The sequence below is a fragment of the Pedobacter sp. genome, assembly GCF_965279535.1.
GTDB lineage: Bacteria > Bacteroidota > Bacteroidia > Sphingobacteriales > Sphingobacteriaceae > Pedobacter.
This window is the reverse complement of sequence record NZ_OZ257244.1, coordinates 270,588-293,114: the sequence shown is the minus strand read 5'-3', so window position 1 is coordinate 293,114 and position 22,527 is coordinate 270,588. Positions and strand designations below refer to the sequence as shown.

Below are 22,527 nucleotides of genomic sequence, written 5' to 3'. Positions count from 1 at the left end.
GTTGAAACACAGTTTCATTCTCCTTCATAAATGATATCTAGTTACTCCAAAGTTACTATTACTTTTTGTTACAAAGTTACTTAAATAAACCGAATCATTGTAAGTTTGCCCAATAAACAATAATCTTTTTATCATGGATTTTAATAATAAAAATGTAGTAATAACCGGAGGGACTACCGGAATTGGCTTAGCAACAGCCAAGGCTTTTGTAAGTGCCGGAGCAAACGTCTGGATCACTGGCAGGAACGCAGTTAACCTGGAAAAAGCCTCCGCAGAAATAAATGATCCCAGGCTACAAACGATCATATCGGATACGTCTAAAATTAGCGAGATTTCGATTTTAGAAAAAGCAGTTGCAGAAAGTGGGAACAAACTGGATGTCCTGTTTTTGAATGCTGGAATTGGAACATTTGAACCTATCTCGCAGGTAACTGAAGAAAATTTTGATGCGCAATTTAATACCAATGTTAAAGGGCATTTCTTTACTTTACAAAAACTAGCCCCTTATTTGGCAGATGGGGCATCGGTAATATTCACCTCCTCAACAGTTGCGACAGCAGCTAATGCCGGAGCAAGTGTATATTCTGCAACAAAAGCGGCGCTAAACAAAATTGCGCAAATCGCAGCAAATGAATTGTCTAGCAGAAAAATACGGGTAAATATTGTGAGCCCGGGTTCAACCGATACCCCTGGACTGGATAGCGTAGTTTCTTCAGAAATCAAAGCTTATTTTGCAAGCGTTACAGCATTGCAAAGACTGGGCCGCCCGGAAGAAATTGCCCAAACGGTATTATTTCTGGCATCTGATGCAGCAAGCTTTATCACTGGTACAGAAATTATAGCGGATGGAGGTTACCTAAATTATCTTTTAAAATAGATTTTGGAATATTATGGATTCACAGAAAAAGCGGCAGATGTCGCTTTTTCCTTTTAATATTGAAGCGAATCTGAAATTAAACCATTTAAATAACCTGCAGGCGGCATTCCCTGGGTGAATCTTGTTATGAACAGCATTACTTGGCTTATACGCATAACAGCGCTGAGAAAAAACTTCGCTTTCAAAGTGAATATAGACTGATCAGGGAGGATTGGGCCTTGAGAAGCAGCGTGTCACTCTCCATTCAAGGAAAATTGTACGTTATGAATTTTTCCAAAAAATATTCCTACTCAAAAACCTTTTGGAGCAAAGATCCAAAAGGCTAGACATCAAAGCATGACGCCTGAAAAATCATATCGAAAGCGTTTATTTACATAAATGCATCCATTATCCAAATTGGATTCCAAAATTCACGATAAGATGAGATTTTTCCGTCTTTCAATGTAATGCGCCCAATATAGAGCTGATGGTAAGGTTTTCCGGTAGCGATTACATCAGCACTGCCTTCAAATTCTACGAAGATTGTATTAGGGTCATTGGTAACAGAGAACTCAAAGTTCCTGAAGTTCCAGTTCGTTGCCCCATTTACAACGTTAGCGATATATTCTGCAATTGTATGACGACCCACGACTTCTTTAGCATAAGGCGCAGGCGCGTAAGGATATTGCTGAACTGCATCTTCAGTAAATAAATCAGCATAGGCTTCAACGGTCATATCCGGGTTAGTAAACTTTTCAAGATGCAATCGAAATAAACGTTCTGCAAGCATCGTATTGGTTGTAGTATCCATAATTTGTATTTGTAACTAATTTTATAATGTAATTGATGAGACAAAAATATAACTGTAATCCTATACCTTTGCTATGGGTTACATAAAGGATACCATCTAATAATGATATCATGACAAACAAAGAACGTTGCTTGAAGCCTGCTACCGATGAAGAATGCAGGAAGGCGTGGTTAACACTTAAGGATACGATGGATATAGTCGGAGGAAAATGGAAGTTAGTGCTAATCTCGATTCTAAGAGGTGGCAAATTCAAATTTCGTGAACTCGCGAAAGAGGCAGAAATATCGCCCCGGATTTTATCTAAAGAATTAAAAGAATTGGAGATAAATGGTTTAATAACCAGAACTGTTCTTGATACCAGGCCAATTACGGTAGAATATCAACTGACGCCCTACAGTACCTCTCTGAATACGCTTATATCAGAGATGTATGAATGGGGCCAAACGCACCGCAGAAAGGTCACTGGCAAATTATAATTTATATAGTACACATTGAAAAGCTAAAGGTCTATAACCTCCTACAATATATAATTTACGTCCTCCATCGCTATCGGCCCTGGCCCCTTTTATGATTTGCTCGTAGAAAGCAACAAAGCGGCCAGAAAAATGACCACTCCATCTGATCGCCTGTTAACAGGTATAACCATCACCATGACCAAGTTCATGGATTTTTCCGCGTTGCGCTGGAAACAGCTGAACGGTACAGGATAAAAATTTAGTCTGCATATGCCAGGCATAGCCTAGTATTAATGAGCGTCAGTCTCCCCGCAACCAAACAAATACCGTGGGATGTAAGCTCATAGAAGACACCAAGAGTGTGTGTTTCAAGGATTCCGCTCTTAGCTGGCTTACTACTCTTTGATTTTAGCTCTTTACTCCATTTTGTCCGATATACAGCTCACATCATTATGTAAGTCTTGAAATCTTGCCGTCCAATTGAAGCCAAGTCGCCTCAGAATTGGAATTTTCTACTTGCCACTCATTACATACATTGCATCAATTAATCCTCTACGTGCACATTACATTCATTGTTAATGATATTTATGTCTGTCTTGGGTTACTTAGTTACCCAAACGTTACAGTTACTTTTTGATACTTTATTACCAAAATAAACAAACGACTTATACATTTGCAAAGTCAAATGACAAGATTTTATAAAACATTAAATACAAATAAAATGGAACAATTCACATTGGCGATTAAATTTACAGCAAAACCTGACAACTATAAACAATTTAAAAAGGCGCTTACAGATCTTTTTGAAACAGTGAGACTACAACCAAATTTTGTTGAGGCAACTATTCATCAGAATATCCAGAAAGCAGAAGAATTTTTTGTCTACGAGGTATGGAATGAAAATATCGAACATTTCATGAACGTTACCCTAAAGCAACCTTATGCTTTGGAATGGGAAAAGTTATTGGTAGATATGGGAATTGTCCGTGAGCCCGCTGTTTACGAATCTATTGCCGAATTTAGAAAGTAATAAAAATCGTCTCAAAATAATTTGAGACGATTTTTATTTTAAACACGAAATAACAGAGAATACGATTACAATATTGAAAAGTTCATTTTCTCGTTGCTATTTATTTTGAACAAAATTTAATCAGCTTATATAACCATTCCATTATGGATAACACTTTACGGTATAAACAGGTATTCAATAGCAATTGGTTTGGTTGTAAGCAAGGGTCTGCATAGATGACCATTCGTTACAAGCACTTTGCGTTCCTTTGATAAAATCTTTGGTGAAATTCTTAGCTCGCAAGTATTTGAAAAACACAAACATAGTTTAATATAAATTTTGACAGATAACAAGATTCGTACAATATTGAAAATATATCCTGAATATTTTGATTTATCACTAGCAAATTCCTATATTCAAGGCAAGCAATTGCAGCTAAAACGTATCGAAAAAAATGGTGAGAGATTAGGTGAGTAAAAATCTAAAACCGCATAAAATACTATTTAAACGCTGATTTTAGCACTAGGTGCAAATCCCAGCGGGATCACAGAAAGCCTTAAACGAAAGTTTAGGGCTTTTTTGTTTTAAACTGGGTTGAACAGAAGGGTTGGCCGGGTTCGAACTGTTTCTTGAGCAGATTTGTGTTTGCGTTAAAATGACAACACTTTACTACCATTTCCAAATGGACGCTTTTACGATCATAACACTGAATAATAAAAATGTGATGTAGCAGCTTTCAAGAATTAACATCTGAAAGGGGTTCATTGAATTCGATCAGAAATTTCTAATCTTTATCGCTTTAACTTTAAACAGTTCAAACATAAAATCAATTCCATGCCACTCTCCTTCTTATGACATAAAATCCTAAACCACACAAACCAATACCTAATACCCAAAAATGATCATCTAAAGGACAATAAACAGCAAAATCAACCAGATAACCATCATAAGTATAAATGGTGGTAGTGCTATTGGGCTCTGCCAGATAGTTTATTTTACAACTTCCTAATGCCCCTGCCGGTATCAAGGTATGATAATAGTTTTGACAGTAACCTGGAACATCAATAGCAGAATGAACAACATAACTACCCCAGAGATAGTAGCGTTTCGGACTCACAGAACCTACTTCTGTAGTGTAAACCGTACTCAGTAATGCCGGATCAGAAACCGTGCAACCTTGATCTGCGCGGGAGGTCATTGTGGTCCCTACAAACCACAACAGCATAATAAATGCTCTTTTCATCATCATAAAAGGTTTAATACTTATATGTAAAAGATTATCTTACCGGCACTTTCCTTTTATAATGTTCAAAATGATTTGAATTTTGAACTGCAGTTGTTGTAGGGGTAAACTGCATTTATGCCAATAATACTCCAAATTAGGCCGTCATGTTGTGCTTTCCTAGTAATACGGTTACCGAAGAGATAAAAGGCCCATTCTCTGCCAAATATTTGACAAATATCAATTAAAATAATACGTCCACTTTGCGAACATTCTTCTAAAAAGTAGAATTTATTGAAACTGGATTGGATGCATATAAAGCACTAATATAGAAGAAGGAGCGATTTTAAGGCTTTAAGTGTCTGCTTCAGCAAGAGCCATCATTGCTTTAGTTTAGTACACGGGCAATACACCCAACGCCATTGCTGAAAACTTTAACTTCACAGGCTGTTTTAAAACACTTGTGAAGGTACATGATACTGAAATAATTAAATTCCTGAAATGCTTATTATATTCACATTATTTTATTGAAAATTGTCAGTATTTTTCCCGAATGAAAGTATCTTGCTTAACTCTTTTCCTGCTAAAATGAAACTGCAAAGCAAATTTATCTTCGCACTGATTTATTGTGTATTTCTGATTGCCTGTGGTAGGCAGGAAAATAACGATACTGGTTTAAAGGAAACAGATGCTATTAACGCTAAGCAGGAAACAGAAATACATATAATGATAAGGAAATTAAGTAACGCTTTGACATTATATATGAAAGAAGCTAATCCGCCATATACAACAGTAGAAATTAATCGTCTAGAAACCATTCTAAACAACTACCTCAGGGATTTAGAACACACCCAATCGAAAGCGGCAGGAATGAAGATTGTACAAGAAACGGTCGATAAACTTAACAGACTTAATGACGACTGTCAGGGTTCTTTGATAGAAACCAGCGAACGGGAACAAATTGCAGAGATTATTATCCTGGCAGGATATAAGAAAGGATACAACTCAAAGGAAGAGGACATCACTGAACAATGGAGAGAATGGTAGTTGACCACTTTACAAACCTCAAATCACTGTAATCCGCCCTTTCTCTTTCTGAAAATATGATTTATGATACTAAGTATTTTTCATTATAGTGTACAGTTATCTAAATTCTTATGCATCATTGAAGTTTTACATCTGCAAACTAGATCTAAAGCTCCCATTCCAAGCCTAGTCATTTTAGCCTCCTTGCATCTAAAAGCAGCGCTAGTGTCTGCCTCAGCAAGAGCCATCATTGCATAAGCTCATTTTGGGACTTCACTTGCAAGTAGTTTATTATCTTATTCTTTTTCTGTTTTCTTCTTCAGAAGCTTTTTTCTTATTTATTTTAAGCTCTTTACCAAAGTTGTATGTAATTTGAAATCTTATTCGCTGTGCATCATTATAAGAATACTTATTTTGAGTAATGCCATTTACAACGTTATTAAAAGTTACTCCACTAGACCTGAAGATGTCGTTCATCATTAAAGATAATATCAGTTTCTTCTTTAGAACCGCATACTTGATTCCAGTATCCATATTAAAAAAAGCAGAAGACTTATAGCTGTTTGCAATGTTTGGGGTTTGGTAGACGATGTTCAGCTCGGCAGTTAAATTTTTTCCTTTATTCATTACGAAGCTATTGCTGTTGAACAGATAACCAGTCCATGCAGTAATTCGAGGCCTGATTTCCGGAACGAAAGAAATAGCTTCGGTATGAAAAACATTGATTGATAAATTACTTCTCCAGTTCTTAAACTTGTCGAAAATAAAGTATTCCGAAATGCCAAAAGTTTTGGACGTTAGAAAATTGATGGGTCTGGTCTTCTGGGTCGTACTATTACTGTTTGTTATGGTAACCTCATCGATACTATTTTTTGTGGAGGTGTAGTATATTGTATGAACCAGTTTGTTGGAGCTTAAAGAAAGTTCTATGTTATTTGAGAAATAGGGAATCAGTAATGGATTTCCTTCAGTATAATTGTTAGCTGTCGAATAGTACCTAAAAGGATTCAAATTGCGATATGATGGTCTATTTATTCTTTTGTTGTACCCTAATGTCAGATAATAACTCCCAATTGGATACGCCAAAAATAGCGAGGGAAAAACTTGGTTATATTTTTGGTTTGTGGCAAAAGGACTTGCTGAAATTTGGGTGTATTCATTTCTTAAACCAATTTTTATTTCCAGATCATTTTTAAATCTTCGATTTGCTGTAAAGTATGCCGACTGAGTATTTTCAAGATATTCAAAGCTATTACTTTTATTTTCTTCGAGTATCGGAATGCTACTCAAAGTATTGAAATACTGAATATTGCTATTATTCTTTATTGATGAAACTTTAGCCCCGAATGAGAGAGATACCAATTTCAATGGCATTTCAAAATCGAGCTTCGAAGTATAGATCGAGATCGTTTGAGCGCTAATATTATTTGCTGATACTCTTCTATCGTTAAAACTTATACCATCACTTAAATATACAGAAGTAGTAAATTTGTTATCGGTCTCCGTAATATAACTAAAATAGTTAGCCTCAAAATACATACTCTTCCCTAAAGTATCTAGCTTCGTGGTAGTGTAAAAATTGATAGTGTTTGAGTTTCTTGATGCGTTAATGGTCGCTGGCGTAACTATTGTAGAATCTAGGCTATTTGTTGACCTGGCATAAACCGATGATTGATTGATACTACTTATAATTGGTTTAGAGTTTAGTCCTGCATACTCTATTCCAAAATTGGTCTTTTTACTAGTTGAATAGTCCAGCGATACATTTGCAGATAGTTCATTTTTATAAATCCTACTCTCTTTATCTTCATCCCAAATATAGTCTCTGTAATGAATCTTATAGTTTTGAAATGGAGACGAGCTGCCATTGGTATAATTTACTGATGAGACTGCAGACCATTTATCTTTCTGAAAATTTAAATTTCCACCAACACTGCCCGTAGTATTTCTAGATTGTGCATAGGATGCATTTACACTACCATTATAGAAATTCTGCTTGTTTTTCTTGAGTACAATATTTACCAATCCACTGTTTCCTTCAGCATCATACTTGGCAGGGGGAATAGAAATAATTTCTATCTTGGAGATATTGCTTGCAGGAATGGATTTCAAATAGTTGGCCAAATCACTTCCCCTAAGCTTGATTTGTTTATCATTTACCATTAAAGTGACTTCGTTTTTGCCCACCATTGAAACGCTTTGATCACTCACAATTAGATTTGGAGTAATTTTTAAAACATCTACAGCATTGCCGTCCACGAGTGGAATATTTCCATCTACGTTAAATACTAATCTATCTATTTTCCTTTCCAGTATTTTCTTTGCTCCAACAATTTGAACCTCACTTAAATTAAAGGAAGAATTTAAATTGAGTGTACCTAAATCAGTATTAGAATTTAAGATGATCGATTTGCTCAATAACAACCTTCCTATAATTTTAATTTCTAAAATGTAAGTTCCGTTTCTTTGCATAATCTTGAAATCTCCATTATGATCTGAAAACGCAGTACTTAAAATGACACCGCTCTCATTTTTCAGGTTCACAGCAGCAAATTGTAATGGTTTTCCATCTTCTACCAACTTACCTTTCAAAATATACTGGTTAATTTGAGCGTTATTTAAGTCTTTTATGCTGAATATCTTAACATGATTACCTGCACGACTACTAATTTTATTGTTTATAAGATCTGTCGCTTCCGCGCATAACTGTTTTCCTAAGAGGGTATTTCGTACCTGTTGACCATCTTTAACAATAAAAGAATGCGTTTTAACTGGAGAAAAATTTCGGTTGATGTAAATTTCTGAACTGATATTTGTGGCAAATAAAGTTTGGGTTTTAGTGTTGAGCGTAAACGGGTATTGGCTAAAGGCCAGTACATGGTACACTGTCATTAGAAAACTTAGGGAATTTTTTTCCATTTTGATCTGTGATTTAGCAACAATACCCTAATGTGTTATCAGGAATCAATACCTGAGCGCCCTCTGGGCCAATAGTTTTCGGTTCAAGGAGCTTATTTAGAAAATTTTGCATTTATTTTAGTTTAATTAATTTCAGGCACTCGATTTTTTATTTTAGCAACCAACCTCTTATAAATGTGCAACGTTATCAATCATCATCTCCAGGCATGTCTTCTGTAGCATAGGATTTATCATTTTAACATATAGCCGAAACCTAGAGTATTAGTGTCTGTCGTTGGGAAGGGAGCGTCTTTTTTTAACTTTTGTGGTTGGCATTTTTTATGAGAATTTATTCAAAAAGCCTACCGTTTGTCAGTGGTCATTCAATAAAAACGCTCCAGAGCAATGAAAAGAAATCATATCGCATTTAGTTTTGTTCGTGCTGGATGTAAGCAATGAGAAATTATTTACCCATTTTGGGTATTAAAATCACGAAAACTCTGATAAATCTTTATACCATTGCTGTCATTTTGAATAAGAGACTATTTAGGTGCCGATAACAACTTAGAAGCTGAATACGCAAAAAGCTATTCTCCGGATTAAATACAATTCGGTACGATATACTTTAATCCAATAAAACATTTTTAACTTTTTTTTCAGCACATAAATTTGGTCAACTTCCTTATTTATCCTACAGAAACCATTAGCGTCTGTTTAGAGCAAAAAATCCAAATTCCTAAAAACTTCCTTATTGCTTAATAATAGGAAAGCTTTTAGACCATTTCTGATATTGGTATACCTACAAAAAAATCCAGGACAATAAACACTCATAACTGCCTGATTACAAATATTTTATTTGCATTTTAGTTGTTTTTCTCCATAACTTCATAACATGCTATCGTGCTAAAAGCAGCGTTAATGGTTGCCTAAGCAATACTCTTCGTTAAAAAACCGGAATCCTCCGTTTCATGCCCTCAGCCCTTCACCATCTAAACTTATGACTAATGGCTAAATCTACCCTATCAATCAGCCCGCTGAATTTGGTGCACAATATTGTCGCCACCAGAGAAAATACTGTACAGCTTGATAACTTACTCAATCGCCTCAAAACTGCAGAGGTGAGTACAGAGAGTTTACGGTTTTTGAAAACCGATGCTCCCGAACTCATTACACAAAATGTTTCGAGGAGTGAGTCTTTAACTAAGTTTAAACAAATCCGTCCGACAAAAACTTCAGCCGATGCACTGGTAGTACGAAGAGAGAGTCCTTTTTCAGCCTTAACCGATTTGCGGCGCGCCGGGAGTTTAAGTATTGCTGGAGCAACAGAAACATTAGGGCCCTTTACTGCTGAAGATGGCAGGATCTACTGGTATGATTTTCTCACTTACGAAAAACTCATTCCGGTATACCTTACCGGTGAGGCTGCACCATTAATGCTCATTCCTTTAAAACTTGCGATAGTTTCCCGTCCAGGGGCGTCTTACACGCTGGCGAAGGGCAGTATCTGGATACGGGCAGATCTTTTTGCCAGCTCTGCCGGAAACACCAAATACACAGGGTTTAAAATCAGTTCCGGAAAGTTGAACCTCAGCAAAACGACCGGAATTACCAGTAACACTTTAAAAATCAGCGCAGATACCACCTTAACGCTTGAGCTTATTTTAGATAATGGCTTTGAACTTAAGGGCGACGGAGCCATCGGATCTGATTCGAGAAATGCAGAGATTAAGCTTCCTGAGCAGCTAAACCTTCAATATGCCAATAAAAAATTAGCCATCAGTCAGATGGGGAATTCGTCCTGGAGGCTTTACGGAGATAGCAGGCAATTTTCTTTTGCTGCTAAACCATCGATTTACAATGCAGAATTAGATAAAATATTTATCCCACTCCACAGTGATCTGACTGAATTTACTGTACGCGAAAAAACTTCCGAATTTTTTGACATCGATGGCGCTGCAGCAGTTAGAGACTCCCTTTGGTGTCTCTCGCTTTCCGCTTTAGACATTACTAAACCCTTTACCATTCGCAATAACGGCGCCCTTGGGGTACTGTGCAGGCCCGGTTTGAGTTGCAGCTGGCAAGGCTTAAAATCAAATGAAATCCTCAGTTTAAAAGCCCCCTATCTTTTGGCTGAACCGGGATTATTTCTCATCCACGAGAATTCAGCTGATTTTAATGGGATTCGAGAGCAATACAAACTTTGGGATTTAGATCCGGTTTCTGAAATCAAGGCCAGTTTAACGCTTTCCTTTATGAAGAAGAAGCGTTTCGATTACAGTTGCCTGGCCGAGGGTGCAGAAGCAGTTTCGGCATTTGCGGATGCCATTGTTGATGCCGACAAGCCGATTAAGGCCGATGGGGTTCCTGTTGCGCCCAGAACTAAAGATAGTATCTACATTAAATACATCACCCCTACGCTTTCGCAGATGATGGTCTATGATCAGGATATGATTAGCGAGAATGCAGCACAGCCCTCTACCCAACTGGTTTCTGAAGCCGTTTTTGTCGAGCAAAAAAAAGCCGCCAGCCTGCCCTACCAGTTCGCATTGGAAAATGCTTACCTGCTTACTACGCCACCTGCAGCGGTTATGCTCACGGGTTATTTCGATGAGGATAACACCCTTACCAAAGGAAACTTAACCATTCTTTACGGATTACTGGAGCTGATTCCAACCCTTCCTCACCCTTACACCTCACGTTCTATGTTTAGGGGACGACGGGCCGCCTCCAGCTTCAGAGATGCTGCTACCTATAACCAGAGCATGATCGGCCTGTTAACTTCTACCAATTTATGGCAAAAAAACACTGAAAATTTAGCCCTCGTTGATGTCGATTTTAAACTCCTGTACAATCAGGCTGCTTTGTTGCCAATGGCTGGTGCTGCCGGTGTAGCAACTGACTCAGATGTGACCGGAATGGCCATTTTTACTTCAGGAAAGTTAGCTGAAAACCTGAAACGCAACGCCAACCGATTAAATAACTCAGACATTTTCCGCAATCAGAATATTTTTTCGCTGCTTGATTTAAGTACCAATTACGACCTTTTAGGTGTTTCGATGTCATTCAACCAGGTTAGCATGCTGAGTGAAAGCATAGCCAAGGTTACCCAAACATCTGAACAATTGGTGACCATAGAAAAGATGAATTTGCGTACCCCTATGGCCCTGCTTAATGGCTTTACCTTACCACAGGTTTCCTGGGAACCCTTAATCAATATCAGTAAACCCGATGTGAGTGCTGATCCTGACGAGGGACTGCTTTCTTATTCAGACCAGGGTCCGGCTACCATCTTTAACCAGTTTGATCCGCAAAAAATAGACATCGATCCTTTAAAATATATCCAGAGGTTTAAATACAACCTTAAACCTGCTGAGGATTCTCCTTTTGTTAAGCAAAAAAACTATCCGAGCAGCATCCTCTTTAGTCTGCCTAACGGCAAGATTTCGATGGCCACATTAAGACCGTTTAATCCCAGCCAGGCCACCATGAACAACAGGCACCTGGATTTTATCCAGCCTGCCTTTGACCTCGGAAATATCGAAGTAACGGGCGGCTTGCAGTTCAGGATTTCGGCCAATCAAGCCACATCCAATGAACTCCCGCCTGAGCTTAATGGTTTTACCATCCAACTTAAAAACCTGACTGATAATGGCGGTAACCCCTTACCACAAAGTATTTTAGGAGAAAGTGTACACACGATATTTAACGGTACGTTTGCAACGGGCATCACTGCCACGGGCGTCCCGCTTACCCATATTGACTTTTCCGGATATGGCGCAAGCACCTACAGCAACTGGTTAGCTCCCTTAGCCAAATATGCTGACATTGCGCAGGTTAAGTTCGACATTATGCGGGGAAGGGTCTCTCACGAAATCGTTCAGGCGGTGAGTATGATTTACCCATATGGCATCTGTGTGGTTCGAACCATTACTTTCTATCGCCGCAACAACGCGATTATTTTTCGAGAAGACAGCGGCTGGGTAGCTAAAAGCTCCGGCACTTTCGATTTTTCTTTCCGGGCTAAAGGACAAACCGGACCCAAAAACTTCCAGAATCCCTATATTTTCCATCCGGGCTTAACCACCGGGCTCTTTAATGCTGTAAACATTAAAGAAGTGGAGAATGACTATATCAGCCTGCCCTACACACCTGGCAACGGCGAATACTACAAGAATAATCCGGCAGATTACGTTCACGAAAGCGGTACAGGCCCGGCTCAGGTCGCGAGGTTTGTGGGGGTTACCTTTGATGCTGATGTAGATCTGGATTCGGATGGAAAAGGCACCATAAAAAGGGTTCCGGGAAAACAGTTTAAAGGCTACCTTCAACTGTTACCACAAGGTGTTCCGATTCCGGAAAGGATATTCAACGAGTTAATGGAACGTAACCAAAAAACTTTGGGCGGAAACATTGATACCGTACTTCATTTAGGTGGCAGCGACCAGCAAATTCAGGTTAGCCGACTGGATGTTACGGCCTCCTTCCAAAATGGTGATCAGGACGACGCGATTTTCGTAGCAGCTGCCAGAGGCTCAGTTCAATTGCCTGCGGACGGGAGCTGGAGCATTGTACAGCTCGACAAATCCAGTGGAGATGTACAGCCTATGGCCGATAAACAAAGCGTACCAATCATCAGGGCAGGCGAAAGAAACCGGAATGGTGCCGCATTTACCCTTAGTGGTGCCAGTAAAGTAACTAAAGTGGCCTTTCCAGAGGCTTTAAAAAATTCTGAAGCCATTTTTGCCAAAAGATTCGGTTTTTTACAGAATACGGGAACACAAAAGCTTTTGCTAGGCGATCCAAGTTATGATACCAATCAAATAGGAAAATTATTAACAGAAGCTCCCCTCCTGGCCGATAGCTTTAGGTTACTCAACAGTAAAGGCCCATTTCCAAATCTGGGTAATTCCATTCGCATAGAAGATGTAGCGCAATCAGCAACCAAAATCCTGGAGAACGGACTGGAGAAGGTCATCACGGATTTTAAACTTCCAGATAATTTCAGCTTTGATATCATTGGCAAAGATGGTGATCCTTTCCATATGTACATCAAGTATGAAAGTCAGAATAAAAATGGCGGAAAGGAAAATACCCTCGTTAGCTATCTTACTAACTCTGCCGGAAACGGAAGCTGGGACAGCCACCTGAAAGAATTGAGTATAGTAGTAGATCTTGCTTCATTCAAATCACTCATGACTATAAGTGGTGATCTGAAAGCCAACGTATCAGCCGAACCAGGTTTCAATTCGGGTAAAGCACCACAACTGAAACTGGCTGAACCTTTAGAAAAGATTTACCAGATTCTTGAATTTTTAGATAACCTGGATCCATCGCAACCGGTAGAAGCCATTAAAAAGGGTTTACAGATTGCCATGAGCAACAATGCCGATAGCTGGGATTATAAATTTAAGGCGAGTAAAGAAATTCCATTGGTTAAATTTCCGTTTGATCCGATTAACTATAATTCGCCAACCACGCCGCTCAAACTCGATGCCTTCTTTAAAATTGGTTGCTACTTTAACCAACCCATCAAAATCCCGAATACCATCGATCAGCTGATGCCATCGGCAGGGGCATTTTTAGAGCTGGGTGCAGATCTGCGTGTCATGTGTGTATCGCTGGCAGCCGCAACGGTTTATGCCACAGGAAGGGCTGAAGTTGGCTTAGCGGCCGATTTAAAAAACCCACCCACCCTGTACTTTAAATTTGGTTTTGGCATAGAACTCTGTGTTGGCCTGCCGGTTATTGGAAGTGTTGCCGTGCTGTACATGGTTGGGGTAGATATGTCGTTGAATACCCAACAACTTACTGTTGGTGCTTTCATTTACTTTAGAGGGAGGGCCGAGATTTTTGGTGGTATTGTAACCATTACCATTGCAATTGAAGCAGCCGGAAAAATTCAGAAACAATTTAACGGAGGTCCAACAAGCTGTATTGCCATGTGCACCTTTGCCTTAGACATCAGCATATTCTGGGTTATCGACATCAGCTTTACCGAAACCTGGGAAGAAACCCGTCAGATTGCTTAACCTAAAATCCTTATCATGGAACCTACAACACTCAGCATACTTACCTTCCCGCAACGTTTAGAGGCCGGAAGGATTCATTTTAATATTTTAATTATTCCGCGTAACCTCAACCCTTTGTTACCGATCAAAGCCGGACAGCCCGCCTTTGCCGATGCCCAACTGGAATTTAGCACGAAGGTAATTGACAAGCTGGAGGGCTTACCGCTTTCAACTGCCGTAAATGCTTTGCCTGCAGTTACCCTTGAAAACCCAGTAGTGGCCACCCGCGGGGTATGGGAAGCACTTAAACTTCAACTGGAGGCCAGCGATGGCCTGAAGATAGATGATGCCGAAACAGCAAAGCCCAGTCAGCGGGCACAGTCAGATCTGGACAAGTATAAAAACCGCTCTATCCGTAAGTATCTGCCGGAAAGTTACCGCGGGGCGTTCAACTTTGTAAAGGCGCGTACCCGTTTTGCCCTTACCGGGGATGAATATAGCTGTGCGGTTAAGAATAAGGATAACCCGGTTACTGATCAAAGCTCACAACGCAATACCCTTTCATGGGGAAAAGTAGTGGCATTTTGCTTGCGTAACCCTAAACTGGCAGAAAAGGCAGGTTTACTTTACCGTGCATCAATCGATATTTCCGCACCAGCGCTATTTGAAAAAGGTGGATGGATTTACACCGAACTTACCCCGGCAAGCGATTTTGCTGCTTTGGGTAAAGTAAGATATGCAGCCCGCATCCCCGCATTAAAAGGCCTTGACAAACGTGGATTGTTTGCCGCGGTTCAATTTCCTGTTTACGATGTAATACAAAATAACCCCGCCATGGATGAAATATTGCGTGATGCGGTGATTTATGATGATGGATTTGCCAAAATTGTACATGCCAACCAACCGGTAAATCAGGATTTACTGCAGGAAAAGGACAGTTCAAATCCACCATTAAAAGACATCGGAATCCGATTGGGCTGGGATGATGAACAGATTGCCATTTGGTATAACCGGCAAATGCTTCAAAAAGAAGAGCAGAGCGATGCCGCTGTTGATGCCCCTCTGGGCGTATTCGGCTACAGAGTAGATGCCAGATTAAAGGGAGGTGTAAACTGGCTTTCACAGAACAGTTTGCGTGTTCAGATCCCAACTTCGATTATGGGCAGTATTCCTATTAACTCGGTGGGTGATTTGCTGGAGCCGGGCATTGAAATTCATCCTTCAGCACATGGCGACTCACAGGGTGAAGGTTTCTGGCTTCCTATGTATTTTAGCAGCTGGGCAGGAAAGCCCATTACCCTGGCAGATAAAGACGCTGAAGACATCAATATGTTAAAAGCAGACAAGGTGCTCGCTCCCCGTCCAGATGTCCCGTCCAACACCATTAATACCATACCGAAACAGGTTATCCATCCTTACGAAGCAGATCCCCGATATGTGTTGCCCCTAACCTACGGAACAGATTATGAGTTCCGGGTAAGGCTGATGGATATTTCGGGTGGTGGTCCCCTGGCAGAAAGTGAGGCCCTGAACGGTGGGGAAAAACCTGTTGCCTCCCTGCATTTTAAAAGGCACGTGGCGGCAGGTGCTTTGAACATTGTCAATGTAGCTACCGTTTATGATGCACTCCCAGCAGGAACCGCTGACGTAGCTTTAAAAGATACCAGCATTCTTGAAAACCTGATTACCAGTGCTGACCCGGTCCTTCGTATTAAAAGACCACTTCTGGCTTATCCGGCAGTTGTTTACACCGGAAAATATACAGATGCAACCGGACAACTAAAAGCCATTCTCTCTGGTATGGCTGGTGATGCGAAGGGCGTGGATATTGGCTTACCTGATCCCGATGTTGCTGCTTTCAGGGTACGGGTAGAAGCTAAATCATTGGAAATGGACAACGGCAGATCGCTGGATGGAAAAGATTCTTACATTTTGCTCTATGAAAAATCTTATAACTTAACAGGATCTCAGGACAACTACGATCAAACCTTTCCCTTAACGGTTATCTATGAGGACATGAATGTTATCGATATTGATAGCGGTTTTAATGACACTGGATCGGATACTGAACTGGTGTTACCAACCTCCAGGCAGCTTCGCTTAACCTTCATCCCATTAATTGCCGAAGCCGACAATGACTATGCTCATCCAGCAATAGCTGAAGGGAAAAAACTGGTATTGAGTGCTTATAAAGATGCCAGAATTGAAAATGACTTACTTTCTGAAATTGATGGTGGCCTTAAAGCGGTTTATTTACAGCCTGAAAATCCGGTAGATAAACATAAAGTGATTGCCATTAACAATTTTCTAAACCTCAATTTAATTAATAGCAGTACCCCTTCAGAACTGAGCAGGCTGGCCGATGCCTTCAACCTCAGGGCACATAACCTCACACTCGAGGGAGATAAAGGCATCAGGGTGCAATTTGGCTGTTCCAGCCTGATGCGGCATTCGCTTGCACCTGATTCTTCGTCTATAACCTTTTCATCGCTTGCAGAGCTCTTTAACCATTGGATTATCGGTGTAAGTTTTACTCTGAACCGCGATTGGACCTGGAATGGCATGGAACCACAAAGTGTGATTATAAAAAGGTCATGGGCACGGAAAAACGAAGCTTTCCCCGAAAATCCTACACTTGTGGGTACCATTAGTGTTGTTAATACCGCTTCTATGACAGCTTTATCATCACCAAACCGTTCTTATTCCAGGTTGCTCTTTCTGGATTCGTTTGATCCAAAAGAAACCTTAATTGATTTTCCCACCGAAATCAGTTTGAAGTATGAGATTACGGTCAACTTTAAAAGCGACCTACTGGACGAATCCTTTGGAGCGATAACAAAAATCATCGCCTTACCTGTAACCATTGCCCCTAAACAAGTACCGAAACTTATCTCGGCGGGCATTGCATTATCTCCATATATAGCTGATGCTGAGAAATATGCATCCACGGAAATCCGTCAGCGTTTTTTATGGCTGGAAATGGAAAGCTCGCCTGAAGATCCGAACGACACCTATTTTGCAAGAGTACTCAGTAACGCACCCGATCCCTTACTGGCCAGGGTAAGTGAAGAATTACTGGCTTTTGATCCCGTAGATCCGCCACTTCCAATAGACAGCGAAAAAATACGATCTATTATACCGGCCACAGTCGAAGATTTTGCTGGTTTAGGCGCCATGCAGGAAATGGTTCAGGGCGATGATAATGGTGCCTCGAACTTTTACATGCTTCCGCTTCCTCCAGGACTTCATGCCGATAGCGACGAACTCTTCGGATTTTTCAGTTATGAGATTAGGGTTGGTCACAAGGCAGAAACCTGGAGTACGGCACAAGCCCGTTATGGCAGGCCGCTAAAAGCCAATGGCGTACAACATCCTGCACCTGCCCTAAGCTGTAGTGTGATACGCCGGAAAACTTCATTGCTCTCTCGATCGGTTAAGACGCTTAATCAAAGAAAAACCGATAAAACGCCGCTGGGCAGGCCCACTTTTGAAATTCCGACTGCTGGCAGGATAATTTTTAAGCATGAAATTGTGGTTAGGGCTCCCTTCGCTACTGCTGTTCTTAACGGGAAAAATGTATCGGCATTGCCTCCACAAACCACCTTGTGGTACATGCTCTATACCCAGGTGAGACAGGCCGATGGTCAATCTTACCGTAACCTGCTTATACATTCCGGTCAGTTGTTATATGTACCCGAAAAACGAAAGCCACAACAAAAAGGACTGCTGGCCGCCAGCGATGAGGGTACAAGACTCGGCACGGCAGTGCTCGCAATTGCTGATATTGAAACAAGACTTACAGAAATGGGACTGCCAAAGGATATGGATTTGAGTGTGCTTTGTGTAGAAATGTTTCCTTTGGAGAACAGCTGGCAACTAGACATGCGGTTTGGCCGGGATAGGGAAACGAAAGCCCATGAATCGGCATTCAATCCACTAACAAACGGTTTGGGGAACTATAGGATTTACAGAACATCTGCCTTGGTTCCGGTGACTGCTGTGTGTTGTGATGATTGCTGATGAGTTTTTTTGGGGGAAGTTGGGCGTTCAGGGTTGGGACTGGCGGATATCAGTATCAAGATTGGAGTATCAAGTATCAAGATCTGGTACATAGGAAAATTACGTACTGAATCTGATGCTTTTTAAAACACTAAGGAGATAAGGTAAACTAGTATGAGGTAGTGAGAATCAAGTAATAAGATTGGAGTAACGGATATCAGTATCAAGACTGGGTGCATAACATCTACTAATCGTTTGACTACTAAGCACTTCTTACCAAGCACTACAGGCTAGTTTACTCCCTGCTCCCCTTAATGCAAAATATTTTTTTTAAAAAAAATTTGCGTAGCTAAATAACTACATTTATATTTGTAGTCAAATAGCTACACAATGAATTTACGAAGAGATGTATTTCAGGCCATTGCCGACCCAACGAGAAGAGCCATATTGCTTTTACTGGCGACATCCCAATCAATGACAGCAGGTGCAATAGCAGCCAACTTTGATACGGCCAGGCCCACTGTTTCCAAACATTTATCTATCCTTACCGAATGTGAATTGCTTCAGCAAGAGCAAAATGGGCGGGAAATTTTCTATCACCTTAATGCTAAAAACATGAAAGAAATAGCCGATTTTATCGAGCCCTTCCGTCAGCTGTGGGACGACCGTTTTAATAAGCTGGAGGCCATCATGAAAAACTACAAACCTAAAAATTAATCTGTTATGGAACGTAAAACCCAGGTAACTGCGGCAGAAGGTCGTCAGGATTTAACCATAACCCGAACATTTGATCTCCCGCTAGAATTGCTTTTTAAAGCTTATGAAGATCCTGAAATTGTTGCCCAATGGATGGGAACAAAAGTATTGAAACTGGAAAACAGAAAACACGGTGGTTATCAGTTTGAAACGTATGACCCCAAAGGAAACATTGCTTTTAAAGCGAACGGCACCATTCACGAATTTGTAACCAACGAAAAGATTACACGCACATTTGAAATGGAAAACTCAGCTTTTGGTGTTACACTGGAGTTTCTGGAGTTTGAAAGTTTAACTGCTGATACCAGTAAACTTACGATGCATGTTATCTATCGTTCGGCTGCCCATAGAGATGAAAACCTAAAGCTACCTTTTGATTATGGCGTCAATATGGCACACAACCGTTTACAGGAAATTTTAAACCCTTTAAAATAAACATCATGACAAAGCGTAATAAAATAGTCTACTGGATAGCAACGATCTGGTTATCGTTAGGTATGCTCTCTACCGGGGTAGTTCAGCTAATTAAAATGAAGGAAGAACAAGCGATGATGGCACATTTAGGCTTTCCAGCTTATCTACTTCCGTTACTGGGCGTTTGGAAAATTTTAGGTGTTGCAGCCATACTTGCTCCTAAATTCCCGCTACTTAAAGAATGGGCTTATGCTGGCTTCTTCTTTGCCATGTCTGGAGCTGTTTATGCCCACCTTATGACTGGCGATGCTGCCAAAGACCTTTTCGGACCAACATTGTTAATTCTGCTTACGGCTATATCCTGGTATTTCAGGCCTGAAAGCAGGAAGCTGACTGTGTAATAAAATTTATTAAATTTGATTTTACAGTTTTTATAACCAAATTAAGTCACATGACAGTTGAAGAGATAATGAGCCAATTTGAAGCGCTTAAAGATGAAAAAGTACGAACCCATAACATCAAATTTGGAGCCGGGCCTAACCAGTTTGGTGTAAAAATGGGTGATATCAGGAACCTGGCCAAGAAAATCAAAACCAACCACCAACTGGGACTCAAACTCTGGGATACCGGAAATATAGAGGCTCGTTTATTGGCCACTTTAATCATGGAACCTAAAAAGTTATCTCATGAGGAAATCAATAAGATTGTTAAATCCGAACAATTCCCGCAGGTTGCCGATTGGTTATATGCTTATGTAATCAAACTTTATCCGGATACCGAAACTTTAAGAAAAGAATGGATGGAAGCTAAAGATCCAATGGCTGCCAGGGCTGGCTGGAGTTTAACGAGCGGCTGTATCGTTAGACAACCTCAACTGGTAGATATCCCTGCCCTATTGGATAGGATTGAAACAGAAATGGCTGATGCAGCACCTGCAGTACAGTGGACAATGAATAGTGCTCTGGCTCAAATCGGCATCAATCATCCTGAATACCGTGAACGCGCCTTAGCCATTGGAGAAAGGTTAGGGATTTATAGAGATTATCCTGTTTCCAAGGGTTGTACCTCTCCTTTTGCGCCCATCTGGATCAATGAAATGGTACGCAGACAAGGCTAAGCTCATCTATAATCACCTCAATTGAAAAACAACATGAACCCAAAAGTAAACTGGTATTTCGAAAAAGCCGAGAAATGGCAGGAAGAAATCATACTGTTGCGATCCATTGTACTGGATTGCGGTTTGACTGAAGAATTAAAATGGGGTTGTCCCTGTTACCTGCATCAAAAGCATAATATCGTATTGATTCATACTTTTAAAGATTATTGTGCACTACTTTTTTTTAAAGGTGCCTTATTAAAAGATCCCAAAGGTATACTCATTCAGCAAACTGAAAACGTACAAGCCGCCAGACAAATTCGTTTTACGAATATCAGAGAGATAATTGATCGTAGAGAAACTATAAAAGCTTATGTATCGGAAGCTATTGCAGCCGAGGAGGCCGGACTTAAGGTAGAACTTAAAAAGGTTGCTGCTTTTGCGGTGGCTGATGAATTTCAACAAAAACTGGATCATATTCCGGAGTTAAAAAAAGCTTTTGAGGCATTAACTCCGGGCAGACAGCGGGCCTATCTTTTATATTTCTCCTCAGCCAAACAGGTTAAAACCCGGGAAGCAAGAGTGGAAAAGTATATTCCACAGATATTGAGCGGCAAAGGATTAGAGGATTAAGGTGATGATTTTGAATGAGTGATTGAGTGAATGACTGAATTATTGAATTATTGAGTTTTGGATGATGGAATTATTAAATGATACAGCAGATCGATCGATTGGGGTCAGCAGATTATTAAATGCCCCTGTTGAGGTGGTTTGGATGGCCTGGACACAGCCGGAGGCGATTGCGCAATGGTGGGGTCCGGATGGTTTTAGGAGCACCATACACAGCATGAACCTCGAACCGGGTGGTGAGTGGCGCCTTACCATGCAAGGTCCGGATGGTAAAAATTATGCCAACAGAAGTGAGTTTATGGAGATTGAACCGCTACAAAAGATTGTGTTTCAGCATTTCAATCCGCATTACCTATCCACCATAATTTTTGAAGCACAGAAAACAAAAACATTATTAAACTGGACCATGCTTTTCGAAAGCACTGAATTATTTGAAACTGTGGTTAAGGTTTTTAAAGCTGATGAAGGCTTGAGTCAGAATGTAAGCAAATTAGAAAAATACCTGCAATTGCAGTTGTGAAAACTTAATCCGAATATGAAAGACAATAAGAAAATTTTAGCGCCAGCACAAAGCGAAGAATTACTCCAGATATTAAAAGCACGGTTCGAAAAACACAAACACAGACACACAAATATCTCCTGGACCGAAGTGCAAGCAAAGCTTGAAGCCAGTCCTGAAAAACTGTGGATCCTGGATGAAATGGAAATCACCGGAGGAGAACCTGATGTGGTTGGACAGGATGATAAAAGTGGTGAATATCTTTTTGTAGATTGTGCAGCTGAAAGTCCGAAAGGCCGTAGAAGCATTTGTTATGATCATGAAGCATTGGAATCACGGAAGGAACATAAACCTCAAAACAGTGCTTTGCAACTGGCTGCAGATATGGGCATTGAACTGCTAACGGAAAAACAATACCGTGATTTACAGCAATTGGACAAGTTTGATTTAAAGACTTCCAGTTGGGTTGCAACACCTCCCTCCATCAGAAAACTTGGCGGAGCACTATTCTGTGATCGGCGATATGATACCGTTTTTACCTATCACAATGGCGCAGAATCATATTATGCCGCAAGGGGATTCAGAGGGATGTTGAGGGTGTAGTTTGGAGTGCCGAAATGCTAACAGGATCAGGGTGTTAGTATCAGGATGTTAGTATCAGGTATCAAGAAATTTAACATCATAATCCCCGTTCCGTGACACACGAACGGTTGAACGAATGTACTATCAACCTAGCTTAGCAATACATTATTAACTGGTCTGTGCGCCACAGACCAGGGAAGTGAGCGAATTACATCGTGGTAATCTAATCCCCCGATCCGTGACACACGGAACGGTTAAACCTTTGT

16 protein-coding genes are annotated in these 22,527 nt (G+C 40.4%); 13 read left to right on the top strand and 3 right to left on the bottom strand.

The features are described 5' to 3' along the window. Positions 1-133: 133 nt before the first annotated feature. Positions 134-877 (top strand): SDR family oxidoreductase, encoded by a 744-nt coding sequence (locus tag ACQY77_RS00945; protein WP_421939864.1) that lies wholly within the window; start codon positions 134-136, stop codon positions 875-877. A gap of 370 nt (positions 878-1,247) precedes the next feature. Here the strand turns inward: ACQY77_RS00945 and ACQY77_RS00940 are convergent, their stop codons facing one another. Beyond that, complete coding sequence (locus ACQY77_RS00940; RefSeq protein ID WP_421939865.1) at positions 1,248-1,667, bottom strand: nuclear transport factor 2 family protein; 420 nt, start codon at positions 1,665-1,667, stop codon at positions 1,248-1,250. A 110-nt stretch (positions 1,668-1,777) separates the two neighbouring features. Between ACQY77_RS00940 and ACQY77_RS00935 the strand changes: the two genes are divergently transcribed. Both ACQY77_RS00935 and ACQY77_RS00930 read left to right on the top strand, forming a co-directional pair. Continuing rightward, positions 1,778-2,143, top strand: a complete 366-nt coding sequence (locus ACQY77_RS00935) for a winged helix-turn-helix transcriptional regulator (protein ID WP_421939866.1) — start codon at positions 1,778-1,780, stop codon at positions 2,141-2,143. Positions 2,144-2,843: 700 nt separating this feature from the next. Further along, complete coding sequence (locus ACQY77_RS00930; protein WP_421939867.1) at positions 2,844-3,152, top strand: putative quinol monooxygenase; 309 nt, start codon at positions 2,844-2,846, stop codon at positions 3,150-3,152. A gap of 805 nt (positions 3,153-3,957) precedes the next feature. Here ACQY77_RS00930 and ACQY77_RS00925 read toward each other — a convergent pair. After that, positions 3,958-4,380 (bottom strand): hypothetical protein, encoded by a 423-nt coding sequence (locus ACQY77_RS00925; RefSeq protein ID WP_421939868.1) that lies wholly within the window; start codon positions 4,378-4,380, stop codon positions 3,958-3,960. 735 nt (positions 4,381-5,115) lie between these two features. Between ACQY77_RS00925 and ACQY77_RS00920 the strand changes: the two genes are divergently transcribed. Next, complete coding sequence (locus ACQY77_RS00920) at positions 5,116-5,400, top strand: hypothetical protein (RefSeq protein ID WP_421939869.1); 285 nt, start codon at positions 5,116-5,118, stop codon at positions 5,398-5,400. A gap of 270 nt (positions 5,401-5,670) precedes the next feature. Here ACQY77_RS00920 and ACQY77_RS00915 read toward each other — a convergent pair whose 3' ends face one another. Further along, positions 5,671-8,298 carry an outer membrane beta-barrel protein gene (locus ACQY77_RS00915; RefSeq protein ID WP_421939870.1) on the bottom strand — a complete coding sequence of 876 codons (2,628 nt, stop codon included), beginning with the start codon at positions 8,296-8,298 and terminating at the stop codon, positions 5,671-5,673. Between the two features lie 983 nt (positions 8,299-9,281). Between ACQY77_RS00915 and ACQY77_RS00910 the strand changes: the two genes are divergently transcribed. The 9 genes from ACQY77_RS00910 (at position 9,282) to ACQY77_RS00870 (ending at position 22,282) form a co-directional block, all read left to right on the top strand. Next, positions 9,282-14,306, top strand: a complete 5,025-nt coding sequence (locus ACQY77_RS00910; RefSeq protein ID WP_421939871.1) for a hypothetical protein — start codon at positions 9,282-9,284, stop codon at positions 14,304-14,306. A gap of 15 nt (positions 14,307-14,321) precedes the next feature. Further along, positions 14,322-18,305 carry a hypothetical protein gene (locus ACQY77_RS00905; protein ID WP_421939872.1) on the top strand — a complete coding sequence of 1,328 codons (3,984 nt, stop codon included), beginning with the start codon at positions 14,322-14,324 and terminating at the stop codon, positions 18,303-18,305. A 369-nt stretch (positions 18,306-18,674) separates the two neighbouring features. Further along, the gene (locus ACQY77_RS00900) at positions 18,675-19,001 is read left to right on the top strand and encodes an ArsR/SmtB family transcription factor (RefSeq protein ID WP_421939873.1); all 327 of its coding nucleotides are present in this window, start codon (positions 18,675-18,677) and stop codon (positions 18,999-19,001) included. A gap of 6 nt (positions 19,002-19,007) precedes the next feature. Then, positions 19,008-19,475 (top strand): SRPBCC domain-containing protein, encoded by a 468-nt coding sequence (locus tag ACQY77_RS00895; protein WP_421939874.1) that lies wholly within the window; start codon positions 19,008-19,010, stop codon positions 19,473-19,475. A 5-nt stretch (positions 19,476-19,480) separates the two neighbouring features. After that, a complete protein-coding gene (locus ACQY77_RS00890) occupies positions 19,481-19,855 on the top strand; it encodes a DoxX family protein (RefSeq protein WP_421939875.1) in 375 nt (124 codons plus the stop codon). Positions 19,856-19,905: 50 nt separating this feature from the next. Further along, entirely contained in the window at positions 19,906-20,571 is a 666-nt protein-coding gene (locus ACQY77_RS00885) for a DNA alkylation repair protein (protein ID WP_421939876.1), read from the top strand. 33 nt (positions 20,572-20,604) lie between these two features. Then, positions 20,605-21,183, top strand: coding sequence for a YdeI/OmpD-associated family protein (locus ACQY77_RS00880; protein WP_421939877.1), 579 nt, complete (start codon positions 20,605-20,607; stop codon positions 21,181-21,183). Between the two features lie 61 nt (positions 21,184-21,244). Further along, complete coding sequence (locus ACQY77_RS00875; protein WP_421939878.1) at positions 21,245-21,700, top strand: SRPBCC domain-containing protein; 456 nt, start codon at positions 21,245-21,247, stop codon at positions 21,698-21,700. Between the two features lie 15 nt (positions 21,701-21,715). Then, positions 21,716-22,282 (top strand): DUF4256 domain-containing protein, encoded by a 567-nt coding sequence (locus ACQY77_RS00870; RefSeq protein ID WP_421939879.1) that lies wholly within the window; start codon positions 21,716-21,718, stop codon positions 22,280-22,282. Positions 22,283-22,527 lie beyond the last annotated feature (245 nt).

Coding starts and splice junctions, on each gene's coding strand:
- ACQY77_RS00945 (WP_421939864.1), top strand. CDS start 134: ATGGATTTTAATAATAAAAATGTAGTAATAACCGGAGGGACTACCGGA.
- ACQY77_RS00940 (WP_421939865.1), bottom strand. CDS start 1,667: ATGGATACTACAACCAATACGATGCTTGCAGAACGTTTATTTCGATTG.
- ACQY77_RS00935 (WP_421939866.1), top strand. CDS start 1,778: ATGACAAACAAAGAACGTTGCTTGAAGCCTGCTACCGATGAAGAATGC.
- ACQY77_RS00930 (WP_421939867.1), top strand. CDS start 2,844: ATGGAACAATTCACATTGGCGATTAAATTTACAGCAAAACCTGACAAC.
- ACQY77_RS00925 (WP_421939868.1), bottom strand. CDS start 4,380: ATGATGATGAAAAGAGCATTTATTATGCTGTTGTGGTTTGTAGGGACC.
- ACQY77_RS00920 (WP_421939869.1), top strand. CDS start 5,116: ATGAAAGAAGCTAATCCGCCATATACAACAGTAGAAATTAATCGTCTA.
- ACQY77_RS00915 (WP_421939870.1), bottom strand. CDS start 8,298: ATGGAAAAAAATTCCCTAAGTTTTCTAATGACAGTGTACCATGTACTG.
- ACQY77_RS00910 (WP_421939871.1), top strand. CDS start 9,282: ATGGCTAAATCTACCCTATCAATCAGCCCGCTGAATTTGGTGCACAAT.
- ACQY77_RS00905 (WP_421939872.1), top strand. CDS start 14,322: ATGGAACCTACAACACTCAGCATACTTACCTTCCCGCAACGTTTAGAG.
- ACQY77_RS00900 (WP_421939873.1), top strand. CDS start 18,675: ATGAATTTACGAAGAGATGTATTTCAGGCCATTGCCGACCCAACGAGA.
- ACQY77_RS00895 (WP_421939874.1), top strand. CDS start 19,008: ATGGAACGTAAAACCCAGGTAACTGCGGCAGAAGGTCGTCAGGATTTA.
- ACQY77_RS00890 (WP_421939875.1), top strand. CDS start 19,481: ATGACAAAGCGTAATAAAATAGTCTACTGGATAGCAACGATCTGGTTA.
- ACQY77_RS00885 (WP_421939876.1), top strand. CDS start 19,906: ATGACAGTTGAAGAGATAATGAGCCAATTTGAAGCGCTTAAAGATGAA.
- ACQY77_RS00880 (WP_421939877.1), top strand. CDS start 20,605: ATGAACCCAAAAGTAAACTGGTATTTCGAAAAAGCCGAGAAATGGCAG.
- ACQY77_RS00875 (WP_421939878.1), top strand. CDS start 21,245: ATGATGGAATTATTAAATGATACAGCAGATCGATCGATTGGGGTCAGC.
- ACQY77_RS00870 (WP_421939879.1), top strand. CDS start 21,716: ATGAAAGACAATAAGAAAATTTTAGCGCCAGCACAAAGCGAAGAATTA.